We start from the raw sequence: 24,099 nt of genomic DNA on the forward strand, positions 1-24,099 counted from the left end.
ATGAAAACCCTTTCTCCGGATGCCGCACTCCCGCCCGACGGCCGCGCCTCGACCTTCGCGCGCTCGACGCTCGTCGCGCTCGTCGTGTTCGCGGCCATCACGCCGCTGCTACTGCTCGTGGCGCCCGCCGTCGCCGGCCAGCTCGCGACGCAGCTCGGGCTATCCGCATCACAGATCGGCACCTACTTCTTCGTCGAGCTCGGCGCGTTCAGCCTCGCGACCGTGCCGTCATACCTGTGGCTCGGCCGGATCGACGCACGTCGCGTCGCCGCGTTCGCCATCGTGCTGTTCGGCGTGGGCAACCTGCTGACCGCGCTGTGGATGCCGGGCTTCGTCGCGCTGCTCGCGCTGCGCGCCGTCACCGCGCTCGGCGGCGGCTCGCTGATGGTGCTCTGCATGACGAGCGCCGCGACGAGCGAGAACAGCGATCGCGTGTACGGCCTGTGGGTCGTCGGCCAGTTGATCGCGGGCGCGATCGGCCTGTTCGTGCTGCCGCATGTGTTCGCGGCGTTCGGGCTGCGCGCGCTGTATGTCGCGCTCGCCGTGCTCGCGCTGCTCGCGGCGCCGCTGTCGCGCGGCTTTCCGTCATCGCTGGGCGCGCGCACCACGCCTGCGCAAAACGCGCGCGGTACTGCGGCGCAAACGCCGCAAAGCTTCGTCATGCTCGCGATCGGCGCGGTGCTGACGTTCTATCTCGCGATCGGCAGCGTGTGGACGTTCGCAAGCCGTGCCGCGAGCGATGCCGGACTCGATCCGCAGTCGACCGGCAACGTGCTCGCGATCGCGAGCGTGATGGGCATCGCCGGCGCGGCGCTCGCGTCGTGCGCGGGCGGCCGGCTTCCGCGGCGCGCGATGCTGGCGGCCGGTTACGCGCTGCTGGCGGCCTCGCTCGTCGCGCTCGCCGTGATGCGGCACGCCGGCGGCTACAGCGCGGCGATCTTCGCATTCAAGTTCGCGTGGACGTTCGTGCTGCCGTTCATCCTCGCGACCGTCGCGCAGATCGACACGTCGGGCCGCCTCGTCGCCACGCTCAATTTCGTGATCGGTGCCGGCCTCGCGGCCGGCCCGCTGCTCGCCGGACTGATGCTCGATGCCGGCGGCACGATGCACGCGCTGTTCGCGGCCGCGACGGCCGTCGCGGTCGTGTCTTTCGCCGCGCTGCGCCACATCGACCACCGCACGCGCCCTTCCATTTCCTCCCAACCGTGACAGGTCACGTACATCCATGAATCGCACTGCCTTCTTCACCGACGAACGCACCTTCTGGCATACGGGCGGCACGCACGCGCTGTTCTTCCCGGTCGGCGGCTGGGTCCAACCGCCGTCGAGCGCGGGCTACGCGGAATCGCCCGATTCGAAGCGCCGTTTCCTGTCGCTCGTGCAGGCGTCGGGTCTGGCCGCGCAGCTCGACCTGCGCGGCGCCGCGTCAGCATCGACCACCGATCTGCTGCGCATTCATCCCGCGCACTATCTCGACGCGTTCCGCGCACTCAGCGATGCGAATGGCGGCGACCTCGGCGATCTCGCGCCGTTCGGCAAAGGCAGCTACGAGATCGCCGCGCTGTCGGCCGGCCTCGCGATCGCGGCCGTCGATACGGTGCTCGGCGAGCGTGCGGCAAACGCGTTCTCGCTGTCGCGGCCGCCCGGCCACCACTGCCTGCGCGATCGCCCGATGGGCTTCTGCCTGCTGGCGAACATCCCGATCGCGATCGAGGCCGCCCGTGCGAAACACGGCATCGAGCGCGTCGCGGTGATCGACTGGGACGTGCATCACGGCAACGGCACGCAGTCGATCTACTACGACGATCCGGACACGCTGACGATCTCGTTACACCAGGACCGCTGCTTCCCGCCGGGCTACAGCGGCGCGGACGATCGTGGCGAAGGCGCTGGCGTGGGCGCGAACCTGAACGTGCCGCTGCTCGCGGGCAGCGGTGACGATGCGTATCGCTACGCGTTCGAACGGATCGTGCTGCCGGCGCTGGAGCGTTTCCGGCCCGAGCTGATCGTCGTCGCGAGCGGCCTCGACGCGAGCGCGGTCGATCCGCTCGCGCGCATGCAGCTGCATACCGACAGCTACCGGTTCATGACGCGCGCAGTGATGGAGGCCGCGCAGCGTCATTGCGGCGGGCGGCTCGTCGTCGTTCACGAAGGTGGGTATTCGGAAGCGTACGTGCCGTTTTGCGGGCTCGCGATCGTCGAGGAGCTGGCGGGCGTTCGCACCGAGGTCACCGATCCGATGCTCGACCTCGCGCTCGCGCAGCAGCCGGGCGAGCGGTTCGTCACATTCCAGCGCGAACTGCTCGACGAACTGGCGGTGTCGTTCGGGTTGTAGTGCGCGCGGGAAGACGCGACGGAGGGCCGGCCTGCGCCGGCCCTCTTGCGCGATCGGAGCGGATGGGGTTTCCTGTGCTTTTATCCCCGTTTCGGCGCGAAGCCGCACTCTTCCGATGAAATCGTCCCCGCACGATAACCATGACGATGCCAAGACGCGCCGCCAGCCTTCGAAGCTCGTCCTGAACATCGCCGCCGTGACGGTCGGCCTCATCACGTTCGCGATCGGCGCGGCGTGGGTGATCTATAGCTGGGTCGTCGATCGCGAAGCGCAGTATTTCGCGATTCCGCTGGTGTTCTCGGTGCCGGTGATCGTGGCAGTCGCGATCCGGAGTTTCTGGGAATAGGCGCGCCTGACATGACGAAGCGCGGCGGTCGGGTGACGTGCGGCGCTGGGTGTGGGGCTTGTTTCAGATGAGGCGGGAATCCCCGCGGTTAGCTCGCGGGCCGGGGCGCGTGCACGGATTGAGGACTGCGCCCCGATATCCAGGTGAACACGAAAGTGTACGCGGCACGAATTTTCGTTCAGCGTCGTACAGACCCGCGTGCCGTGAAAAGCACCGGCATCAGCAAAAAAGCGCTGCGGTCAATCGACCGACAGCGCTTTTTAGTGAACGGCCCCTGACGGGGGCGCATTCGACTTCTGGTGCGTGAGGCCGGACTCGAACCGGCACACCCTTGCGGGCGTCAGGACCTAAACCTGGTGCGTCTACCAATTTCGCCACTCACGCGCATTTCTGCCGCCTGATCGCACGGCACGCAAGATGCGTTTCCATGCGCCCGGGACATCGCGCCGGCCTGGAACCGGCACGCCCGATCAGGCGAGCGCGAGATTCTACCCGATCCGCGCGGCATTGTCTCGCCCCTGCCGGCACCCGTCGTGCAGCGGTGCTAGAATGCCGCGCTCGACGTTTCGGCACCGCGCCGCCGCGCGTCCCCCGAACCCGCCCCCACACGATTCCGCCCGTGAACTTCGACGACTACTGTCAGCAAAAGGCCGCCCCTGCGGGCTCCAGCGTCTATTACGCGCTGCGCCAGGCGCCGCTCGCCACGCAACCGCGCCTGACCGCCCTGTTCGCGCTGCGCCGCGAACTCGAGGAAACCGTCAAGGAAACCAGCGACCCGACCATCGGACACACGAAGCTCGCGTGGTGGCACAAGGAACTTGCGGCGCTGGCCGACGGGCAGCCGTCGCACCCGGTCACGAAAGCGCTCGCGCAGCATCATCCGGCGATCGCCGCCGAGGCCGACGCATTGCGCACGCTCGTCAACGGTTACGGGATGGATCTCGAACAGGCGCGCTACCTCGATTTCGCGAACCTGCAGCGCTATATCGCGCAGGTCGGCGGCGTCTTCGCGTCGCTGGTCGCGCGCGCCAGCGCCGCGAACCCGGCCGACCCGCAACCGTGGGCCGCGGACGCCGGCCGCGCGCTGATGCTCGCGCAATTCGTGCAGGAACTCGGCAACGACGCGCGCCACGGCCGCATCTACCTGCCGATCGACGAACTGCAGCGCTACAACGTGACCGCGGCCGATCTGCTGAACCGCCGCTACAGCCCGGCCTTCACCGAATTGCTGCAATTCCAGACGGCCCGCGCGCGCGAAGCGCTCGCGGCCGCCGAAGCGGCAATCCCCGCATCCGAACGCCGCGCGCAACGCACGCTGCGCGCGCAGATCGCACTGACCGGCTCGCTGCTCGACGAAATCGAGCGCGACGGCTACCAGGTACTGCACCAGCGCATCGCATTGACGCCGATCCGCAAGCTGTGGATCGCGTGGCGTGCCGCGCGCCGGCGCTGACTCCCTACGCCTTCAGCAACGGCAGCGTATTGAAGCGCTGCTGCAGCACGCGCGTCGCGTCGAGCCCCCACCACGGCCCGAGCACGGTCGCGTAGAGCTGGCGGAAATCGACCGCGACCGGCAGGTTGCCGTTGCCGTCGAGCCGCCCGAGCGCGGGTGCCGCACCGTATAGCCCGCCAGCCACGCGGCCGCCCATCACGAAATGCGGCGCGGCCGTGCCGTGATCGGTGCCGTTGCTCTGGTTCTCGCGCACGCGCCGTCCGAATTCCGCATACGTCATCACAAGCGTCTGGTTCCAGCGCCCGAGCTCGATCAACGCACCGCGCATCGCGCTCATCCCTTCCGCGAACTGCTTGAGCAGCGCAGCCTGCTGCCCCGGCTGGTTCTGGTGCGTATCGAAGCCGTTGAGCGTCAGGCGCAGCACCGCGACACCGTCCTGCGCGCCGGGCCCGGACGCTTCGCACGCCGCCAGCACCTGCATCGCGGTCTTGACCGACGTGCCGAACGCGCCTGCCGGAAAGGCCGTCCTGAACTCACGCATCCCGCCGCGCGGGCGCAGCCGGTCGGCCGCCTTCACGATGTCGTTCTCGACGTCGATGATGTGGGCGAGCGCGGGGTTCTGTTCGCGCAGCGACGACGGCTCGGCGAGCCGGGCCGCACGGATGAACTGCGCGGGATTGACGAGCGCGATCGCACGCGCGCCGTTCGAGAGCGGCCCCATCTCGGCGCTGCCGAGCACGACGCCGTCCGCCGCGAAACCGGGCGGCACGGGCGCCTGCGCGAACGTGCGCGTGAGCCAGCCTTCGTGCAGGTATTGATCCGAGCGCGACGCGGTATCCCAGATCTCGATCGAGCGGAAATGCGACAGGTTCGGCTGCGGATAGCCAACGCCTTGCACGACCGCGACCTGCCCGTCGCGCCACAGCGGCATCAGCGGCGCGAGTGACGGATGCAACCCCGTGTGCGCATCGAGTTGCAGCACCTGCTCACGCTTGATGCCGATGCTGCGCCGGAACTGGTAGTACAGCGGATCCGTGTACGGCACCACTGTGTTGAGGCCGTCGTTGCCGCCCTTCAGCTCGACGAGGATCAACACGTTCGCATACCCGGCCACTGGCGGCCGCCCGGTCGCGGCCATCGCGGGCGCCTGCCACAGCGACACGCCGGCCGCGGCCGCAGCGCCCGTCAGCGTCAGAAAATCACGTCGGTTCATCGCGCATCCTTTGGTTCGCCGCCCGGCACCTTTGCCGCACCGGCGCCCCGCTTCATCGTCGTTCGAATCATTTCAGTTGATAGGCCGGATCCATCAGCAGCGCCTCGAGATATGCGCTGCCGGTCGAATCCGTGTCGATCGCCGCGACCGGCGACAGTTGCAGCACCGCATGCTGCAACTGAAGCTCGGTCGACAAGCCCGTGATTGCCTGCGGCCGCGCGCGATATTGCGCCAGCCAGCGCTCGAGGTCGAAACGCAGGCCGGCGCGCGCGGGCTTGGCAGGCGCACCGCGCATACCGGCGGCGGACGCCGTATCGACCACCGGCATCGTGTGCGCGCGGGCATTCGTGGGCGGCGCCATCGCATGCGCCGGCGGGTGCATGCCGGCCGTTTCCGTCGCGCGAAACAGTTGCTCGACGAACTGCTTGCGTGCGAGCAGCGTGGTGCTGTTGATCCACAGCGCGCCGCCCGGCCAGCCCTTCACGTTCGGCGGGTAGAACAGGTTCTGCCCGAGCGTGCGCACGGTGTTCGCAAGCATCTGCGGATCGCCGTATGAAACGTCGAACAGCCGTACCGACCCGACGACGAATTCCGCCGGCGATTTGACGAGCACGCCGCGGTTGCGCGGATCCCAGAACGCGTCGGTCGACCACAGCGCGGCGAGCGCCGCGCGAATGTCGTAGCCGCTCGTGCGAAACCGCTCGGCCACCGCATCGAGCGCCGCCGGGTCGGGCGTATCGGACACGAACTCGCGCCACAGCTTGCCGGCGATGAAGCGCGCGGTGCCGGGCCGCTTCAGCAGGATGTCGAGAAAGCCGTCGCCGTCGAACGGCCCCGTTTCGCCGAGGATCGTCTTGTCGCCCGCATCGTGCAAATCCGGCCGCACCTCGAAGCGATAGGTATCGGGATCGACCGTCCAGCCCGTCATCGCGCGCGCGGCTTCGGTCACGTCGTACTGCGTGTAATGCCCTTCGCCGAGCGTGAACAGCTCCATCACCTCGCGCGCGAAGTTCTCGTTCGGGCGCCCCTTGCGATTGCTCGCGCCGTCGAGATACTGCAGCATCGCCGGATCCTTCGCGACCGCGTGCAGCAGCGTGCCGAAGTTGCCGAGCGCCTCGCGGCGAAACAGCGCGTTCTGCGCGGCCATCGTCTGCGGGTAAGGCACCTTGTCCTGCCCCGACGTGAAGTGTCCGTGCCAGAACAGCGTCATGCGCTCGGTCAATGGCGACGGCGTGACGATCATCTCGTTGACCCACGCCGCGCGCAGCGCATCGTACCGAACGTTGCGCTCGCGCTGCTCGTCGCGCCGCATGTCGGGGGTCAGTGCCTGGCGCTGCGCGCGCGTCGGCGGCAGCTCGGCGATCCAGTCGGGCCACGTCGTGACGGGGTCGCGGCGCACGTTGCCGAGCGTGTCGGCCACGACCTGCGCGCGCGTCATGCCGACGATGCGCGCGACATCGGCGGGTGCGGGAGAAAAGCCGGTACGGCTCAGGAAAAACAACGCATCGTCGGCGTCGAGCGGCGACTGCATAGCGGGCGACGGCGCCGGTGCGGCAGCGTTCGCTTTCATCGTCATGGACTCCCGGAACGCACCGGCGGTGCGGATGCCGGTACAACGGCATTCGGCAGGCGAAAGTTGACGGAAAAATTGCTACGAATCTTTTCCGCGCGAGGTATTTCGCGCAGCGCGAAAAACGGCGCGTCAGCGCTTGTACAGCTCGCGAACGGCGTCCTCGATGTGCTGGCGCAAAAGGTGGCGCTCCTCGGGCGTCATGTGCCCGTCGCGGCGGCGCTGTTCGAGATCGGGAGGCACGGCGGAACGGACCGTCATCTCGGCGGCACGATCGGACTGCGGCGCTTTGCCGCGCGGCAGCTTGCGCGACGATGCGCCCTGCTCAGGGCGCTGCGCATACGCGAAGTTCGACGCATACGGACCGGCAAGTGCGATCGTCAGCATCACTGCAATCCGGGCAGATCGCATGACCGTCCTCGCTTCTTTGGTCGATTTGTTCCCTTCGTCACGCGGCAACCGGCTACCTCTGGTACTTGAAAAACCCTGCGGAATTCGGGTGTGCAAAGATGAAAGATGGAGTGCAGGGGAGTATCTACCGAATTTCGGCTTCGAGTAAAGGAATCTCTATAGCCTGCCTTTACTCCGCGCGACACTACGGGTAAATTTTGTAACCGACTGTAACGCACGAAAATACGCGGCCGTGCGTCAATTCCCATTCGCGATAAGATGCCGATCATGGAAACGAAAAACCCCTCCAAGATTCTCGTCGTCGACGACGACCCGCGCCTGCGCGATCTGCTGCGCCGCTATCTCGGCGAGCAGGGTTTCAATGTCTACGTCGCGGAAAACGCGACCGCAATGAACAAGCTCTGGGTACGCGAGCGTTTCGACCTGCTCGTGCTCGACCTGATGCTCCCGGGCGAAGACGGCCTGTCGATCTGCCGCCGCCTGCGCGGCAGCAACGACCGCACGCCGATCATCATGCTCACCGCGAAGGGCGAGGATGTGGATCGCATCGTCGGCCTCGAGATGGGCGCCGACGATTACCTGCCGAAGCCGTTCAACCCGCGCGAGCTCGTTGCGCGCATTCATGCGGTGCTGCGCCGCCAGGCGCCGGCCGAACTGCCGGGCGCGCCGTCGGAAACCACCGAGGTGTTCGAGTTCGGCGAGTTCTCGCTGAACCTCGCGACGCGCACGCTGACGAAATCCGGCCAGGAAATTCCGCTCACCACCGGCGAATTCTCGGTGCTGAAGGTGTTCGCGCGCCATCCGCGCCAGCCGCTGTCGCGCGAGAAGCTGATGGAACTCGCACGCGGCCGTGAATACGAAGTGTTCGACCGCAGCCTCGACGTGCAGATCTCGCGCCTGCGCAAGCTGATCGAACCGGATCCGGGCAGCCCGCGTTTCATCCAGACCGTCTGGGGCCTCGGCTACGTGTTCATCCCGGACGGCGCGGCCTGATCTTTTTCCTTTCCGGTTTCGCCCGCCCACGGCCCGTCCCATGCGTATCGACCGGCGCCTCCTGCAGCTCGCGTTCGGCGGGCTGTTCTGGCGCACCTTCCTGCTGATCGCGCTGCTGATCTCGGTCAGTCTCGCCGCGTGGTTCCAGAGCTTTCGCGTCATCGAGCGCGAGCCGCGTGCGCAGCGCGTCGCGCTGCAGCTCGTCGCGATCGTGAAGCTCACGCGCACCGCCCTGCTCTATTCCGATCCCGATCTGCGGCGCGCGCTGCTGCAGGATCTCGAGAGCAACGAGGGCGTGCGCGTGTACCCGCGCGAAAAGACCGACAAGTTCAAGCTGCAGCCCGACGAATCGCTGAACCGCCTGATCGAACACGACATCCGCAGCCGTCTCGGCGACGATACCGTGATCGCGCAGTCGGTCAACGACATTCCCGGCGTGTGGATCAGCTTCAAGATCGACGACGACGATTACTGGGTCGCGCTCGATCGCGACCAGCTCGACAACGTCACCGGCCTGCAGTGGGCCGGCTGGGGGCTATTCGCGCTCGCGTTGTCGCTATTCGGCTCCGCGTTCATCACAAGCCTGGTGAACCGGCCGTTCTCGCGGCTCGCGCTCGCCGCGCGGCAGATCGGCTCGGGTCAGACACCCGAGCTGCTGCCCGAGCGCGGAATGGGCGTCGCGGCCGATACCAATCGCAGCTTCAACCAGATGGTGCGCGACCTCGAACAGCTCGAGGCCGACCGCGCGCTGATGCTCGCGGGCATCTCGCACGACCTGCGCACGCCGCTCGCGCGGCTGCGGCTCGAAACCGAGATGAGCCCGTCCGACCAGGCGACCAAGGACGCGATGGTCGACGACATCGAACAGATGGATCGCATCATCGCGGCCTTCATCGACTACGCGCGCCCGTCGCAACGCAAACCGGAGCCCGTCGACCTGTCGTCGATCGCGCAGGAAGTTGCCGCACGCGTGTCGGGCGAGGACGGCGTCGAGATCCGCACGCGGCTGGCGCCGAGTGCGGTGATCGAAGCCGACGAGACCGACATGCGCCGCGTGATCGGCAACCTCGTCGAGAACGCGCGCAAGTATGGCCAGAGCAAGCAGGACGGCGTGTCGCGCATCACGCTCGAGACGCGCGTGTCGCACGCGCGCGTCGAGCTGTCGGTGAGCGACGAAGGCCCCGGCATCCCCGAGGATCAACTGCCGCTCGTGATGCGGCCGTTCTACCGCGTCGACACCGCGCGCACCAAGGCGGACGGCACGGGCCTCGGGATGGCGATCGTGCTGCGTCTCGTGGGCCGCTATCGCGGCGCGCTGCGCCTGCGCAACCGCAACCCCGAAGCGGGCCTCGAAGTCACGCTCGAATTCCCCGGCGCCGGCAAGGCGCGTGCGACTGCGTGACGCGCTCGCGCACGCTTCTTGCACTGCACACTATCGATCCGGTTGAAAAAAGCTATGAGGGTCGTTAGTCAAAATCTATTGAAGTGACTAACTAATAGTGTTACAGTCTTACCCATGCTGTCACATCATCGTTGCAGCACCGAGGTAGCTTGACTCAGTCTTCTTCCCAACTCATACAGGAGTATCCGCATGAAAACCGTGGGCGATAAACTCGAAGCTTTCACCGTCGTAGCCGCGAAGCCGGGCTTCAACAATCACGAGGAAAACGGCCAGTCGGCATTCGAGACCGTCACCGAAGCGTCGTTCCCGGGCAAGTGGAAGATCATCTACTTCTATCCGAAGGATTTCACGTTCGTGTGCCCGACGGAAATCGTCGAGTTCGCGAAGCTCACGAAGCAGTTCGAAGAGCGCGATGCCATCCTGCTGGGCGGCAGCTCGGACAACGAATTCGTCAAGCTCGCATGGCGCCGTGAGCACAAGGACCTGAACAAGCTGAACCACTACTCGTTCGGCGACGTCAAGGGCGAGCTGATCGACCAGCTCGGCGTGCGCGACAAGGAAGCCGGCGTGGCCCTGCGTGCAACGTTCATCGTCGATCCGGACAACACGATCCAGCACGTTTCGGTGAACAACCTGAACGTCGGCCGCAGCCCGGAAGAAGTCCTGCGTATTCTGGACGGCCTGCAAACGGACGAACTGTGCCCGTGCAACCGTGCAGTCGGCGGCGCAACGCTGTAAGCGCATCGATGCACGAAGCCCGCGGCGCACGTCCTGCCTGCGGGCTTTTTTAACGGCCAACCCATAGGAGATGTCAATGGAATTCATCGACTCGATTAAGGCACGTATTCCCGACTACGCGAAGGACATTCGCCTGAACCTCGACGGCACGATCTCGCGCTCGTCGCTCGAAGGCACCGACGCGGTCGGCGTCGCGCTGGCGGCGGCGATCGCAGCGAAGAGCACGGTGCTCATCAAGACGATCCGCGAAGCCGGCGTGCTGTCGCCCGAAGAGACGAACGCCGTGCTGACGGCGGCCGCGCTGATGGGGATGAACAACACCTGGTATCCGTATGTCGAGATGGCCGACGACGCCGACCTGAAGACGCAGCGCGCCGAGCTGCGGATGGGCGCGTATGCGACCCACGGCGGCGTCGACAAGCGCAAGTTCGAGATGTACGCGCTCGCCGCGTCGATCGTCGGCAAGTGCCACTTCTGCGTGAAGTCGCACTATGCGCTGCTGAAGAACGAGCAAGGGATGACTGTCACGCAGCTGCGCGACGTCGGCCGTATCGCGTCGGTGATCAACGCCGCCGCGCAAGTCATCGCCGCTGAAGGCGAATAAGCGGTTGCACCACCCGGCCGGCAGCCACGCCGGCCCGGTCGCCGCACCAAACGAAAATGCCACGCATCCGCGTGGCATTTTTCATTTCCGCGACGCGGCGCGGCGCGGCGGTCGAACCGCACGCCGCGGCCGGGCGTCAGCCGCCCTGCTTCACCAGCAGCGCGGCGGCCTGCGCCTCGATCCCCTCGCCGCGGCCGAGATAGCCGAGCTTCTCGTTGGTCTTCGCCTTCACGTTCACGCGATCGAGCGGCAGCCCGAGATCGGCCGCGATGTTCGCGCGCATCCCGTCGATATGCGGTGCCAGCTTCGGCGCCTGGGCGATCACTGTGCTGTCGACGTTCTGGATCGTGAAGCCGGCCGCCTTGATCCGTGCCACGCACTCGCGCAGCAGCACGCGGCTGTCGGCGCCCTTGAAAGCCGCGTCCGTGTCGGAGAAATGGCGACCGATGTCGCCGAGCGCTGCCGCGCCGAACAGCGCGTCGGTGATCGCGTGCAGCAGCACGTCCGCGTCCGAGTGGCCGAGCAGGCCGCGTTCGTAAGGAATCGTCACGCCGCCGATGATGAGGGGGCGCCCCTCGACGAGCTGGTGCACGTCGTAGCCTTGTCCGATTCTGAAATCCATGCGTGTTCCGATTGAGAGGGGGTAAATGTCAGGAGGCGTTCGCAGGGCGCGCGGCGAGGATCGCCTCCGCGAGCGCGAAATCTTCCGGGTACGTGACCTTGAAATTGCGCAGGCTGCCCTGCACGACGCGCGGCGTATGGCCGGCCCATTCGATCGCGCTCGCCTCGTCGGTCAGGTCGTGCCCTTCCCGCTGCGCGCGCAGGATCGCCTCGCGCAGCATGCCGATGCGGAACATCTGCGGCGTCTGCGCCTGCCACAGCGCGTCGCGCGACTCGGTGCGCGCGATCGCGTCGCCGCCGGCCGGCACGCGCTTGAGCGTATCGGCCACCGGCAGCGCGACGATGCCGCCGACCGGATCGTCCTTGAGCGTCGCGACCAGCGTGCGGATCAGCTCCGGCGTGATGCCCGGGCGCGCGGCGTCGTGCACCAGCACCCAGTCGTGGTCGGTCGCGCCGAACTCGGCCAGCTCCAGCAGCCCGTTCAGCACCGACGCCTGGCGCGAGCCGCCGCCGCAGCGGCGCACCGCGAAGCGCAGCCCCGCGAAGCGGCGCGCGTCAAAATGGGAATCGTCGGGCGAGAGGACGACGAGCGTCTGCGCGAATTCGCTGCACGCGTCGAACGCGGCGAGCGTGTAGTGCAGCAGCGCGCGGCCGGCCAGCGTGCGGTATTGCTTCGGCACGGCCGAACCGGAGCGGCTGCCCGTGCCGGCACAGGGAATCAGGGCGAAAAGTCGGGGAGTCACGAAGGGAAACGCCGGAAAGATGAAATCGAGAAGCGGATTTTATAATAGGTCTTTCGTCTCGACCGGCGCACCGCGATGCGCCCGTGCACGCCACCCCTGTCGTCCCTATGCCAGATAACGCTTCCACCCCGTCCGCCTCGCCCATTGCCCGCGTCAAGTCCGGCCAGCGTTTCGCCTTCGACGGCGCGCATGGTTCCGCCGACGCGCTCGCCATCGCCCGTTATCTCGCCGACAGCCGCCAGGAGGTGCCGCTCCTCGCGGTGATCTGTGCGAACGCGGTCGACGCGCAACGGCTCTCGCAGGAAATCCGCTACTTCTCGCCCGACGCGCGCGTGCGCCTGCTGCCGGACTGGGAAACGCTGCCGTACGACACCTTCTCGCCGCACCAGGACCTGGTATCCGAGCGTCTCGCGACGCTGCACGATCTCGGCGAGGGCCGCTGCGACATCCTGCTCGTGCCCGCGACCACCGCGCTGTACCGGATGCCGCCCGCGTCGTTCATGGCCGCGTACACGTTTGCATTCGCACAGGGCGAGCGGCTCGACGAAGCGAAGCTGAAGGCGCAGCTCACGCTGGCCGGCTACGAGCACGTGAGCCAGGTCGTGCGGCCCGGCGAATACTGCGTGCGCGGCTCGCTGATCGACCTGTACCCGATGGGCTCGCCGCTGCCGTACCGGATCGACCTGTTCGACGACCAGGTCGACTCGATCCGCGCGTTCGACCCGGACACGCAGCGCAGCCTCTACCCGGTGCGCGACGTGCGGCTCCTGCCCGGCCGCGAGTTTCCGTTCGACGAAGCCGCGCGCACGGCCTTCCGCAGCCGCTGGCGCGAGACCTTCGAAGGCGACCCGAGCCGCGCGCCGATCTACAAGGACATCGGCAACGGCGTGCCGTCGGCCGGCATCGAGTATTACCTGCCGCTGTTCTTCGACGAAACCGCCACGCTGTTCCACTACCTGCCGCAGGATGCGCACCTGGTGTTCACCGGCGATCTCGAAGCGTCGATCCGCCGCTTCACGGCCGATACGAAGCAGCGCCATGCGTTCCTCGCGCACGATCGCGAGCGGCCGATCCTCGAACCGCAGCGGCTGTTCCTGTCCGACGAGGATTTCTTCGCATTCGCGAAGCCGTTCGCCCGCGTCGTGCTGCCCGCGCAGCCGGCCGGCGGCTGGGCGACGGCGCTACCCGAGCTCACCGTCGATCGCCATGCCGACGATCCGCTCGCGTCGCTGCGCACGTTCGTCGAATCGTCGGGCAAGCGCGTCCTGCTGACCGTCGAATCGGCCGGCCGCCGCGAGACGATCCTGCAGCTGCTCGCCGAACACCACCTGCGCCCCGCGTCGAACGACCACTTCGCGGGCTGGCTCGAAAGCGACGAACGCTTCGCGCTCGGCGTCGCGCCACTTGCGAACGGATTCGCGGTGCCGGGCGAAGGCTATGCGGTCGTCACCGAGACCGAACTGTACGGCGCGCTCGGCCGCCGCGCGGGCCGCCGCCGGCAGGAACAGGCCAGCAACGTCGACGCGATGGTGCGCGACCTGTCGGAGCTGAAGGTCGGCGACCCGGTCGTCCACGCGCAGCACGGCATCGGCCGCTACATGGGCCTCGTGTCGATGGATCTCGGCGAAGGCGAGACGGAATTCCTGCATCTCGAATACTCGGGCGACAGCAAGCTCTACGTGCCCGTCGCGCAACTGCACGTGATCTCGCGCTACAGCGGCGCCGATCCCGACAGCGCGCCGCTGCACGCGCTCGGTTCCGGCCAGTGGGAGCGCGCGAAGCGCAAGGCCGCGCAGCAGATCCGCGATACGGCCGCCGAGCTGCTGAACCTGTACGCGCGCCGCGCGGCCCGCGAAGGCCACGCGTTCTCGCTCGATCCGCGCGACTACGTGAAGTTCGCCGAAAGCTTCGGCTTCGAGGAAACACCCGACCAGGCAGCCGCCATCGCGGCCGTGATCGGCGACATGACGAGCGGCAAGCCGATGGACCGCCTCGTGTGCGGCGACGTCGGCTTCGGCAAGACCGAGGTCGCGCTGCGCGCCGCGTTCATCGCGGTGCTGGGCGGCAAGCAGGTCGCGCTGCTGTCGCCGACCACGCTGCTCGCCGAGCAGCACACGCAGACCTTCGCCGACCGCTTCGCGGACTGGCCGGTGCGGATCGTCGAGCTGTCGCGCTTCAAGACCGCGAAGGAAGTCAACGCGGCGATCGCGCAGATCAACGAAGGCAGCGTCGACATCGTGATCGGCACGCACAAACTGCTGTCGTCGGACGTGCAGTTCAAGCGCCTCGGCCTCGTGATCATCGACGAGGAACACCGCTTCGGCGTGCGCCAGAAGGAAGCGCTGAAGGCGCTGCGCGCGGAAGTCGACGTGCTGACGCTCACCGCGACGCCGATCCCGCGTACGCTCGGGATGGCGCTCGAAGGGCTGCGCGATTTCTCGGTCATTGCAACCGCGCCGCAGAAGCGCCTCGCGATCAAGACCTTCGTGCGCCGCGAGGAAGAAAGCGTGATCCGCGAGGCGATGCTGCGCGAGCTGAAGCGCGGCGGTCAGGTGTATTTCCTGCACAACGAGGTCGAGACGATCGAGAACCGCAAGACGATGCTCGAGGCGCTCGTGCCCGAAGCACGCATCGCGATCGCGCACGGCCAGATGCACGAACGCGAACTCGAACGCGTGATGCGCGATTTCGTCGCGCAGCGCGCGAACGTGCTGCTGTGCACGACCATCATCGAGACCGGCATCGACGTGCCGAGCGCGAACACGATCATCATGCACCGCTCGGACAAGTTCGGCCTCGCGCAGCTCCACCAGTTGCGCGGCCGCGTCGGCCGCTCGCATCACCAGGCCTATGCGTACCTGCTGGTCCACGATCCGCAGGCGCTGACCAAGCAGGCCCAGCGCCGGCTCGAAGCGATCCAGCAGATGGAGGAACTCGGTTCGGGCTTCTATCTCGCGATGCACGACCTCGAGATCCGCGGCACCGGCGAAGTGCTCGGCGACAAGCAGTCGGGCGAGATCCACGAGATCGGCTTCCAGCTCTATACGGACATGCTGAACGACGCGGTGAAGGCGCTGAAGAACGGCAAGGAGCCCGACCTCACCGCCCCGCTCGCCGCGACGACGGAAATCAACCTGCATGCCCCGGCGATCCTGCCGGCCGACTACTGCGCGGACGTGCAGGAGCGGCTGTCGCTGTACAAGCGGCTCGCGAACTGCGAGCACGGCGACGCGATCGACGGTATCCAGGAGGAGCTGATCGACCGCTTCGGCAAGCTGCCGCCGCAAGCGCACGCGCTCGTCGAGACGCACCGGTTGCGGATCGCCGCGAAGCCGCTCGGCATCGTGAAGATCGATGCGAGCGAGGTCGCGATCGGGCTGCAGTTCGAGCCGAATCCGCCGATCGATCCGATGCGGATCATCGAGATGGTGCAGAAGCACCGGCACATCAAGCTCGCGGGCCAGGACAAGCTGCGCATCGAGACGCGCTCGCCGGATCTCGCGATCCGCGTGTCGACGATCAAGGAAACGCTGCGCGCGCTCGGCCCCAAGCAAGGAGCGGCTACCGCGGTGCGCTGACGCGATACTGGCGGGTGCGGCGTTGCTGCACCGCATCGCGTCCGGCGAAGGCGGGCCGACGCGTTTTTGAGTATGATTTTCCCATTCATCAGACGGAGTCTTGCCATGTCCACTCTCGACGCGACGGTGTCGTCCGCCGCCGACCAAGGCGACGCGTCGCTCGTCAGCCTGCCCTGGATCAAGCAACTGGTGTCGATGGACACGACGAGCCGCGTGCCGAACCTCGGCCTGATCGAAACGGTACGCGACGCGCTCGCCGCAAAAGGCATCGCATCGACGATCACGCACGATCCGCGCGAAGGCTGGGCCAACCTGTTCGCGACCGTGCCCGCGCACGACGGCTCGACGAACGGCGGCATCGTGCTGTCGGGGCATACCGACGTCGTGCCGGTCGACGGCCAGCAATGGGACAGCAATCCGTTCGCGCCGGAAATCCGCGACGGCCGCCTGTACGGCCGCGGCACCTGCGACATGAAGGGCTTCATCGGCACCGCGCTCGCGTTGCTGCCCGAGATGCAGGCGACCAGGCTCGCGAAGCCGATCCATTTCGCGCTGTCCTACGACGAGGAAATCGGCTGCGCGGGCGCGCCGCTGATGATTGCGGATCTGGTCAAGCGCGGCGTGCAGCCGTCCGGCTGCATCGTCGGCGAGCCGACCAGCATGCGGCCGATCATCGCGCACAAGGGCATCAATGCGTACCGCTGCTGCGTGCGCGGCCACGCGGCGCATTCGTCGCTGACGCCGAAGGGGCTGAACGCGATCGAGTATGCGGCGCGCCTCATCTGCCACATCCGCGACATCGCCGACCGCTTCCGCGCCGAAGGCCCGTTCGACGCGCTGTACGACGTGCCGTTCACAACTGCGCAAACAAGCACGATCCAGGGCGGCAACGCGATCAACACCGTGCCGGCCGAATGCCGGTTCGACTTCGAGTTCCGCAACCTGCCGACGCTCGACCCCGAGCAGATCTTCACGCGCATTGAAGCCTATGCCCGGGAAACGCTGCTGCCGCAGATGCTTCGCGAGCATCCGAATGCCGCGATCGAATTCTCGAAGATCGCCGCGGCGCCCGGCCTCGACGCCACCGAACAGGCCGCGATCACGCAGCTCGTGCGCGCGCTGACGGCCGACCAGGACAAGCGCAAGGTCGCGTACGGCACCGAGGCCGGCCTGTTCGAACGCGCGGGCATCCCGAGCGTCGTATGCGGGCCCGGCAACATCGAGCAGGCGCACAAGCCGAACGAATATGTCGAGCTCGCGCAGCTCGCCGGCTGCGAACAGTTCCTGCGCAAGTTCATCCGCAGCATGTCGGTCGACGCGCACTGACTGCCTCCCGCCACGCCGGCCCGCGTGTGCGGGCCGGCCCACTCCGCCACCCGCCACGTCATGTCGACTGAACGCCAGGGCACCGCCCATACGACGATCGACGGCGAGCCGATCCCGACGCTCGACGAAATCGCCGCGCAGCATTTCGCACTGTCGCCCTGGGTCGCGCGCACGCCCGTGTTCGAACGCGCCGACCTGCCGTCCCTCGAGGGCACGCACGTCAACTTCAAGTTCGAGTTGCTGCAGGCCAGCGGCAGCTTCAAGGCGCGCGGCGCCTTCACGCACCTGCTCGCGCTCGACGAGGCGCGCAAGAACGCCGGCGTCACCTGCGTGTCGGCCGGCAATCACGCGGCGGCCGTCGCGTATGCGGCGATGCGGCTCGGCAGCAGCGCCAAGGTCGTGATGTTTCATACCGCGAGCCCGACGCGCATCGCGCAGTGCAAGCAGTACCGCGCGGAAGTCGTGCTGGCCGGCAGCGCATCGCAGGCGTTCGATCTCGTCCGGCGGATCGAGGCCGAGGAAGGCCGCTTCTTCATCCATCCGTTCAACGGCTATCACACGATCCTCGGTACCGCGACGCTCGGCTACGAATGGGCGACGCAGACGCCCGACCTCGACGCGGTGATCGTGCCGATCGGCGGCGGCGGGCTGGCAGCCGGCATGGCGACCGCGCTGCGGCTCGCGAATCCGCGCGTGCACGTGTACGGCGTCGAGCCGGAAGGCGCCGACGCGATGAGCCGCAGCTTCGCGGCAAATCACACGATCAAGATGAGCGCGATGCAGACGATCGCCGATTCGCTGATGGCGCCGCATACCGAGGAATACAGCTATCAGCTGTGCCGGCGTCACGTCGACCGCATCGTCACCGTGTCCGACGACGCGCTGCGTGCCGCAATGCTGTTCCTGTTCTCGCACCTGAAACTGTCGGTCGAACCGGCGTGCGCGGCCGCGCTGGCCGCACTGCTCGGGCCGCTGCGCGAAACGCTGCAGGGCAAGCGTGTCGGCGTGCTGCTATCCGGCACCAATACCGACCCCGGCACACTCGGCATGCATCTCGCGCACGCGAAATTGCAACACTGACCCCGCATCGGGCACTTGAGGGTAAACCCAGGGTTATCCCCAGATTATGTTGACAGCCCTGTTGATAACCCGCCGGACAAACACGCAAGTGGTTGAGCGCGCAGCGTTTTGCGCGCTCGGAGGTCGATCGTCACGAAATGGGCAGATGCGACCGTCGGCCGCATGCGCCGCGACCGGGTGGCGCCGCGCGGCGCCAATGGTCGGCAGTGTCGCGATCGCGCTGCTCGCCGGTTGCGCGGCACCGTCCTCGCCCGTCGACGGCGCGCCGCTGGCCTGCGCGCAGCCGGGCGAGCACCGCATGCTGCAGGCCGACCTGCTGTTCGGGCGCGACATCGCCGGGCGCGGCCCCGTCACCGATGCGGAACGGGCGACGTTCCTCGCCGACACGGTCACGCCGCGGTTCCCCGACGGCCTCACCTACTGGGACACGCACGGCCAGTGGCGCGACCACGCAAGCGGCGAAATCACCCGCGAAGACAGCTTCGTGATCCGTATCATCGCCGACGATACGCCCGACACGCGCGCGCGGCTCGCCGCGATCCGGCAGGCGTACGTGGTGCGCTTCCGGCAGCAATCGGTCGGCATCACGCTCGTGCCGGCCTGTGCGGCGTTCTGACGCCCCTTCTCCCTGCCGAAAATCCGCGCAAAAAAAACGGGCGCCCGAAGGCGCCCGTCGCATGCCGGAACCGCGGCGTGCCGCTTACTTGTTCTCGAACATGTCCATGATCTGCTGCTTCTCCTGCGGCGTGACGGGCGGCGGTGCAAGCCCTGCCGCACCGGCCGAGCCGAGTGCGTCGTTCGCGCTGATCGAATTCTCGGCCGGGTTGATGTCGACGTTCGCGACGAAGCCGTTGCCCGGCGTGCGATCGGCGTAGTACAGCTCGCCGTCGATCGAGGTCAGGCCGTCCGGGATCGGCATCTGCTGCTCGGGCACGCCGTTCAGCGCGGTGCGCATGTAGTTCACCCAGATCGGCAACGCGAGCTGCGCGCCGAATTCGCGGCTGCCGAGGCTCTTCGGCTGGTCGAAGCCCATCCACGCGACCGCGACGAGCGATTGCTGGTAGCCGGCGAACCAGCCGTCCTTCGCGTCGTTCGTCGTACCGGTCTTGCCCTGCAGGTCGCTGCGGCCCAGTGCGTTGGTGCCCGCGCCCGTGCCGGCCGTCGCGACCGAATGCAGCAGGCTGTTCATCATGTACGCGTTGCGGCCTTCGATCGTGCGCGGCGCCGTGCTGCCGGCGAGCACCGGCTGCGACTTCTGCAGCGGCTGGCCGCGTGCGTCGTCGACTTCGGCGATCAGGTACGGATCGACCTTGTAGCCGCCGTTCGCGAACACCGCATAGCCGGTTGCGAGCTGCAGCGGCGTCACGAGGCCCGCGCCGAGCGCCATCGGCAGGTACGGCGGCGTCTTCGCCGGATCGAAGCCGAAGCGCTGCGTCACGTACTGCTGCGCATACTGCGTGCCGATCGACGCGAGGATCCGGATCGACACGAGGTTCTTCGAGCGCTGCAGGCCGGTGCGCATCGTCATCGGGCCGTCCGGCTGGTCGTCGTCCTTCGGCTCCCATGCGGTGCCGCCCGGCACGCTCGGCGGGAAGTACAGCGGCGCGTCGTTGATCATCGTCGCCGGCCCCATGCCCTTGTCGAGTGACGCCGAGTAGATGAACGGCTTGAACGACGAGCCCGGCTGGCGCCACGCCTGCGTCACGTGGTTGAACTTGCTCTTGTTGAAGTCGAAGCCGCCGACGAGCGAGCGGATCGCGCCGTCCTGCGGCGCGATCGCGACGAGCGCGCCTTCGACCTGCGGCAGCTGCACCACCTGCCAGCCCGTCTTGCCGTCCTTCAGCACGCGCACGACCGAGCCCGGCTTGATGCGCAGCGTGTCGTTCGCGCGGGGCCCGAGCGCGGCCGCGACGAAGCGCAGCCCGGCCGGGCCGATCGTCGTGGTCGCACCGCCGACGAACTGCACCTCGACCGCGCCCGGCGACGCCGACAGCACGACCGCCGACTGCAGGTCGCCGTTGTCCGGGTGATCGGCGAGCGCGTCGTCGATCGCCTCGTCGCGGTCGTCGCCGGCCGCGGGCAGCTTGATCGTCGCTTCCGGCCCGCGATAGCCGTGGCGGCGCTCGTAGTCGAGAATGCCGCGACGCACGGCCTGGTACGCGGCTTCCTGGTCGGACGAGTTGATGGTCGTCGTGACGGTCAGCCCGCGCGTATAGGTTTCGTCCTTGTACTGCTGGTACATCATCTGCCGCACCATCTCGGCGACGTACTCGCCGTGCACCGCATACTGGTTGCCCGGCGTGCGCACGTGGATCTCTTCCTTCACGGCCTCGTCGTACTGCGGCTGCGTGATGTAGCCGACCTCGAGCATGCGCTTCAGGATGTATTCCTGGCGCACCTTCGCGCGCTTCGGGTTGACGACCGGGTTATACGCGGACGGCGCCTTCGGCAGCCCCGCGAGCATCGCCGCTTCCGCCAGCGTGATGTCCTTCAGGTCCTTGCCGAAGTACACGCGCGCGGCGGCCGCGAAGCCGTACGAGCGCTGGCCGAGATAGATCTGGTTCATGTACAGCTCGAGGATCTGGTCCTTCGTCAGGGCCTTCTCGATCTTGTACGCGAGCAGCATTTCGTAAATCTTGCGCGTGTAGGTCTTCTCGCTCGACAGGAAGAAGTTGCGCGCGACCTGCATCGTGATCGTGCTCGCGCCCTGGCGCGCGCCGCCGTGCATCAGGTCGGCCACGCCCGCGCGCAGGATGCCGACGAAGTCGACGCCGCCGTGTTCGTAGAAGCGGTAGTCCTCGATCGCGAGCACCGCCTTCTTCATCACGTCCGGAATCTCCTGGAAGCGCACGAGGCTGCGGCGCTCCTCGCCGAACTCGCCGATCAGCACGTGATCGGCCGTGAACACGCGCAGCGGCACCTTCGGCTGGTAGTTGGTCAGCGCATCGAGCGACGGCAGTTGCGGCGCCATCACGACCAGCGCGTAGCCGACGATCAGCGCGCCGACGATCGCGGCGATCGCGAACAGCCCGGCGAACCACAGCATGACGCGCGAGCCGAATCCGCGGCGGCGGCCCCCGCCGCCGCTGCGCTGGGTGCGGCGATCGTCGTCGCGGTCATCCTCATCGGGGTAATAGGCTCCGGACGGCGAACGGCGCAGCGTGTAGTGGGGTTCGTTCCTGTCGGAAGAAGAAGGCGGTCGTTTGATAATTGGCATGTCGGAATGGCGGGCGGTCGTGGCGCCCTCGGACGCATGCGGAAATGCAGGCGAATGAATCAGAGCAGAGACATCGTGATGCGGCTGTCACGTCGACAGACCCCGCCGCGCGGCGATCCGTTCCCGCGACGTGACAGCGCATTTTAATGAAATCGACCGGGTGGCTTCGCGATTTTTTGTAAAAATTCCCGCAATGCCGTGATTTAAGGAACGTATTGTCGGCATCCTCTGCCTATCATGGACACGCAATATGGCGCGCACAGTCGATTTTCTTTCAATCGCGAAAGGTTCGACATCCTGATGCGCAAGCCGCTTGAACTCGCGCGTTTAAGCCGTATTTAAGTGAACCGGTGGTGTAATATCCGCCGGCTCATGCGGGTCGGAACCGGCTCGCAACGGGCACTGCCGCGGTCACGCGGCGCCTTTCAACCACGGAGGATTTCATGTCGCTTTTCGACTCTGTTTCGCGCACGATCAAAGGCCTGCTGAACGATGCGGCCGATTCGGTACAGGATCCGTCGCGCGACGCACGGCAGATCGTGCGGGAGCTCGACGACAGCATCGGCCGTGCCGAGAATTCGCTGATCGAAATCGAAGCACAGGTCGCGACCCAGCGCAGCAAGCGCGATGCGGCCGACGACAAGGTGAAGAAGTACGAGGACGGCGCGAAGCGCGCGCTGCAGTCCGGCGATGAAGCACTCGCACGCGAGGCACTCGGCGCACAGTCGAACGCGGAAGCCGAGCGTGACGCGCTCGCGGCCGAACTGTCGACGCTCGAGCCGTCGGTCGACAAGCTGAAGGGGCAGATCGCCGACATGCGCCAGCGCCGCAACGACCTGAATGCGCGTTCGAACATCCTGCAGGCCAAGCAGGAAATCGCGCAGGCGAAGGACGTCGCGGCCAGTGCCCTGGGCGGCATCGGCGGCAAGAACCTGTCCGAGGACTTCCAGAAGCTCGAGGACAAGGTCGCGCTGCAGAACGCACGCTCGGACGCGCGCCTGAATTCGGCCGACACGTCGAGCGGCAAGGCGCTCGATGACAAGCTCGCCGCGCTGAACAAGGGCCCGTCGGTCGAGGATCGCCTCGCCGCGCTGAAGAAGCAGCTCGACACGCCCGCGCAGTAACGGCCACTGCGGGCAACCGCGCCGCCGCCCGCCCCGGGCGCGGCGCGAACCGATCGTCAGGAGACGGGCGCCTGCGCCCGGTTCGACCATGAAGAAATCTCTCGCCGCACTCGGCCTCTCGCTGATGTTGCTGTCGTCCGCCGCGTTTGCGGTCCCGTCGCTGCAGCAGGTCGAGCAATCGATCGCGCAACGCAACTGGCAGCAAGCCGACACGCAGCTGTCGCAAGTCATCGACGCCCATCCGAACAACGCGCACGCGCGCTACCTGTATGCGCAGGTGCTGGACCGCGAAGGCCGCGCGTCCGACGCACTCACGCAACTGCAACGCGCGAAGTCGCTCGATCCGCAGCTCAAGTTCACCGACGCGTCGCGCTTCGCGCAGACGGAGTCGCGCATCCGCGCCGACGCCGCGCGCGTGAGCGGCAACGTGCCGTCGGCCACGCAGGCCGGCACGCTGCAATCGTCGCTCGCGCCCGCCGTCGCGCCGGCCGAGAAACACGGCCCGTCGACCGGCATGTGGATCGGCCTCGGGCTGATCGTCGCGGTGATCGCGCTGGTACTGCGCTGGACGCTGCGGCGCGCACGCACGGCCGACGACAGCCGCGTCGACGACGAACGCCGCACGCAGCTCAAGCGTGCCACCGACGTGCTGAACGACATCCGCCCGCTGAAACTCGACGCGAAGCTGTCGACGGCGCCCGGCGCCGCGGCGCTCACCGGCGAACTCGAAGCGATCGAGACCGACGCGCGCACGCTCGTCGAAACGCTGTCGAACGGCAAGAATCCGGTGCCACCCTATCGCGTCGATGAACTCGAACAGCGCCATGCGAGCGTGAAGGCACGCGTCGAAGGTCGTCCCGATCCGGCCGCGCAACCCGCGGCACCGGTGAACGGCAGCGGCTCCGTGTATGCGCAGGAAGCCGATCGCATGACGGGCGCGCAAGGCCAGCCGTATCCGCAGCAGCCGTACCCGCAACAGCAACCGCCGGTGGTGATCCAGCAAGGCGGCGGCGGTTTCGGCGGCGGCATGGGCGGGCTGCTGACCGGCGTATTGCTCGGCGAGGCGATGTCGGGTGGCCGCGAGCGCGTGGTCGAACGCGACGTGATCGTCGACGGCGAGCGCCGCCGGCAGGAGAACGATCCGGGCTTCGACCTCGGCCGCGGCGACAGTTCGAACTGGAGCGACGGCAACGGCGGCGGCGGCATGGATCTCGGCAGCAACAACGACGGCTGGACCGACGACAACACCTGACGCTACGCAGCGCGTCGACGTACCCGCAACGCGCTGCCACGCACGCCACGCTCCCCTGCCTGCCGGCCGCGCCAACGCGCGGATTTGTCAATC

General features: G+C 67.3%; 20 protein-coding genes and 1 tRNA gene. 14 read left to right on the top strand and 7 right to left on the bottom strand.

Going from position 1 to position 24,099, the window contains the following annotated elements; all coding sequences use genetic code 11:
* From ACN8ZM_RS10395 to ACN8ZM_RS10405, 3 genes are all read left to right on the top strand, one after another.
* A complete protein-coding gene (locus ACN8ZM_RS10395; protein ID WP_420209929.1) occupies positions 1-1,209 on the top strand; it encodes an MFS transporter in 1,209 nt (402 codons plus the stop codon).
* 16 nt (positions 1,210-1,225) lie between these two features.
* Positions 1,226-2,335 carry a class II histone deacetylase gene (locus tag ACN8ZM_RS10400; RefSeq protein WP_420209930.1) on the top strand — a complete coding sequence of 370 codons (1,110 nt, stop codon included), beginning with the start codon at positions 1,226-1,228 and terminating at the stop codon, positions 2,333-2,335.
* Positions 2,336-2,450: 115 nt separating this feature from the next.
* A complete protein-coding gene (locus tag ACN8ZM_RS10405; RefSeq protein WP_043188046.1) occupies positions 2,451-2,681 on the top strand; it encodes a hypothetical protein in 231 nt (76 codons plus the stop codon).
* 297 nt (positions 2,682-2,978) lie between these two features.
* On the opposite strand, the gene ACN8ZM_RS10410 is transcribed toward ACN8ZM_RS10405, so the two are convergent.
* A tRNA-Leu gene (locus tag ACN8ZM_RS10410) sits at positions 2,979-3,065 on the bottom strand.
* A 235-nt stretch (positions 3,066-3,300) separates the two neighbouring features.
* On the opposite strand from ACN8ZM_RS10410, the gene hpnD reads away from it, so the two are divergent.
* Positions 3,301-4,134 (top strand): presqualene diphosphate synthase HpnD, encoded by an 834-nt coding sequence (hpnD, locus tag ACN8ZM_RS10415; RefSeq protein ID WP_043188045.1) that lies wholly within the window; start codon positions 3,301-3,303, stop codon positions 4,132-4,134.
* 4 nt (positions 4,135-4,138) lie between these two features.
* On the opposite strand, the gene ACN8ZM_RS10420 is transcribed toward hpnD, so the two are convergent.
* The 3 genes from ACN8ZM_RS10420 to ACN8ZM_RS10430 all read right to left on the bottom strand — a co-directional run bounded on the left by ACN8ZM_RS10420 (position 4,139) and on the right by ACN8ZM_RS10430 (position 7,328).
* Complete coding sequence (locus tag ACN8ZM_RS10420; protein ID WP_420209931.1) at positions 4,139-5,347, bottom strand: DUF1501 domain-containing protein; 1,209 nt, start codon at positions 5,345-5,347, stop codon at positions 4,139-4,141.
* A gap of 67 nt (positions 5,348-5,414) precedes the next feature.
* Positions 5,415-6,917: a DUF1800 domain-containing protein gene (locus ACN8ZM_RS10425; protein ID WP_420209932.1), complete on the bottom strand. Its 1,503-nt coding sequence runs from the start codon at positions 6,915-6,917 to the stop codon at positions 5,415-5,417.
* A 132-nt stretch (positions 6,918-7,049) separates the two neighbouring features.
* On the bottom strand, positions 7,050-7,328 hold the full coding sequence (locus tag ACN8ZM_RS10430) for a hypothetical protein (protein ID WP_089450797.1): 279 nt from the start codon (positions 7,326-7,328) through the stop codon (positions 7,050-7,052).
* A gap of 258 nt (positions 7,329-7,586) precedes the next feature.
* On the opposite strand from ACN8ZM_RS10430, the gene ompR reads away from it, so the two are divergent.
* The 4 genes from ompR to ACN8ZM_RS10450 all read left to right on the top strand — a co-directional run bounded on the left by ompR (position 7,587) and on the right by ACN8ZM_RS10450 (position 11,065).
* Positions 7,587-8,321: a two-component system response regulator OmpR gene (gene ompR, locus ACN8ZM_RS10435; protein WP_006478565.1), complete on the top strand. Its 735-nt coding sequence runs from the start codon at positions 7,587-7,589 to the stop codon at positions 8,319-8,321.
* 40 nt (positions 8,322-8,361) lie between these two features.
* Entirely contained in the window at positions 8,362-9,723 is a 1,362-nt protein-coding gene (locus ACN8ZM_RS10440) for an ATP-binding protein (RefSeq protein WP_043188038.1), read from the top strand.
* A 189-nt stretch (positions 9,724-9,912) separates the two neighbouring features.
* On the top strand, positions 9,913-10,461 hold the full coding sequence (locus ACN8ZM_RS10445) for a peroxiredoxin (protein ID WP_043188036.1): 549 nt from the start codon (positions 9,913-9,915) through the stop codon (positions 10,459-10,461).
* A gap of 76 nt (positions 10,462-10,537) precedes the next feature.
* Complete coding sequence (locus tag ACN8ZM_RS10450; RefSeq protein ID WP_011352388.1) at positions 10,538-11,065, top strand: carboxymuconolactone decarboxylase family protein; 528 nt, start codon at positions 10,538-10,540, stop codon at positions 11,063-11,065.
* Between the two features lie 136 nt (positions 11,066-11,201).
* Here ACN8ZM_RS10450 and ispF read toward each other — a convergent pair whose 3' ends face one another.
* Together ispF and ispD are read right to left on the bottom strand one after the other, a co-directional pair.
* Entirely contained in the window at positions 11,202-11,687 is a 486-nt protein-coding gene (ispF, locus tag ACN8ZM_RS10455) for a 2-C-methyl-D-erythritol 2,4-cyclodiphosphate synthase (RefSeq protein ID WP_043188034.1), read from the bottom strand.
* 28 nt (positions 11,688-11,715) lie between these two features.
* Positions 11,716-12,429: a 2-C-methyl-D-erythritol 4-phosphate cytidylyltransferase gene (gene ispD / locus ACN8ZM_RS10460; RefSeq protein WP_043188032.1), complete on the bottom strand. Its 714-nt coding sequence runs from the start codon at positions 12,427-12,429 to the stop codon at positions 11,716-11,718.
* Positions 12,430-12,536: 107 nt separating this feature from the next.
* Between ispD and mfd the strand changes: the two genes are divergently transcribed.
* From mfd to ACN8ZM_RS10480, 4 genes are all read left to right on the top strand, one after another.
* Positions 12,537-16,007, top strand: coding sequence for a transcription-repair coupling factor (mfd, locus tag ACN8ZM_RS10465; RefSeq protein WP_043188031.1), 3,471 nt, complete (start codon positions 12,537-12,539; stop codon positions 16,005-16,007).
* A gap of 105 nt (positions 16,008-16,112) precedes the next feature.
* The gene (gene argE, locus ACN8ZM_RS10470) at positions 16,113-17,333 is read left to right on the top strand and encodes an acetylornithine deacetylase (protein ID WP_205822479.1); all 1,221 of its coding nucleotides are present in this window, start codon (positions 16,113-16,115) and stop codon (positions 17,331-17,333) included.
* 60 nt (positions 17,334-17,393) lie between these two features.
* Entirely contained in the window at positions 17,394-18,413 is a 1,020-nt protein-coding gene (locus tag ACN8ZM_RS10475; RefSeq protein ID WP_043188027.1) for a threonine/serine dehydratase, read from the top strand.
* A gap of 145 nt (positions 18,414-18,558) precedes the next feature.
* Positions 18,559-19,029 (top strand): DUF3574 domain-containing protein, encoded by a 471-nt coding sequence (locus ACN8ZM_RS10480; RefSeq protein WP_420209933.1) that lies wholly within the window; start codon positions 18,559-18,561, stop codon positions 19,027-19,029.
* 84 nt (positions 19,030-19,113) lie between these two features.
* Here ACN8ZM_RS10480 and ACN8ZM_RS10485 read toward each other — a convergent pair whose 3' ends face one another.
* Positions 19,114-21,630, bottom strand: coding sequence for a penicillin-binding protein 1A (locus tag ACN8ZM_RS10485; RefSeq protein WP_420209934.1), 2,517 nt, complete (start codon positions 21,628-21,630; stop codon positions 19,114-19,116).
* Between the two features lie 443 nt (positions 21,631-22,073).
* Here ACN8ZM_RS10485 and ACN8ZM_RS10490 point away from each other — a divergent pair, with 443 nt between their 5' ends.
* Together ACN8ZM_RS10490 and ACN8ZM_RS10495 are read left to right on the top strand one after the other, a co-directional pair.
* Positions 22,074-22,754 carry a PspA/IM30 family protein gene (locus ACN8ZM_RS10490; RefSeq protein ID WP_011352396.1) on the top strand — a complete coding sequence of 227 codons (681 nt, stop codon included), beginning with the start codon at positions 22,074-22,076 and terminating at the stop codon, positions 22,752-22,754.
* Positions 22,755-22,842: 88 nt separating this feature from the next.
* Positions 22,843-24,006, top strand: coding sequence for a tetratricopeptide repeat protein (locus ACN8ZM_RS10495; protein WP_420209935.1), 1,164 nt, complete (start codon positions 22,843-22,845; stop codon positions 24,004-24,006).
* The last annotated feature ends 93 nt before the right edge of the window (positions 24,007-24,099 follow it).

The organism is Burkholderia aenigmatica, from assembly GCF_048627025.1.
Taxonomy (GTDB): Bacteria; Pseudomonadota; Gammaproteobacteria; order Burkholderiales; family Burkholderiaceae; genus Burkholderia; species Burkholderia aenigmatica.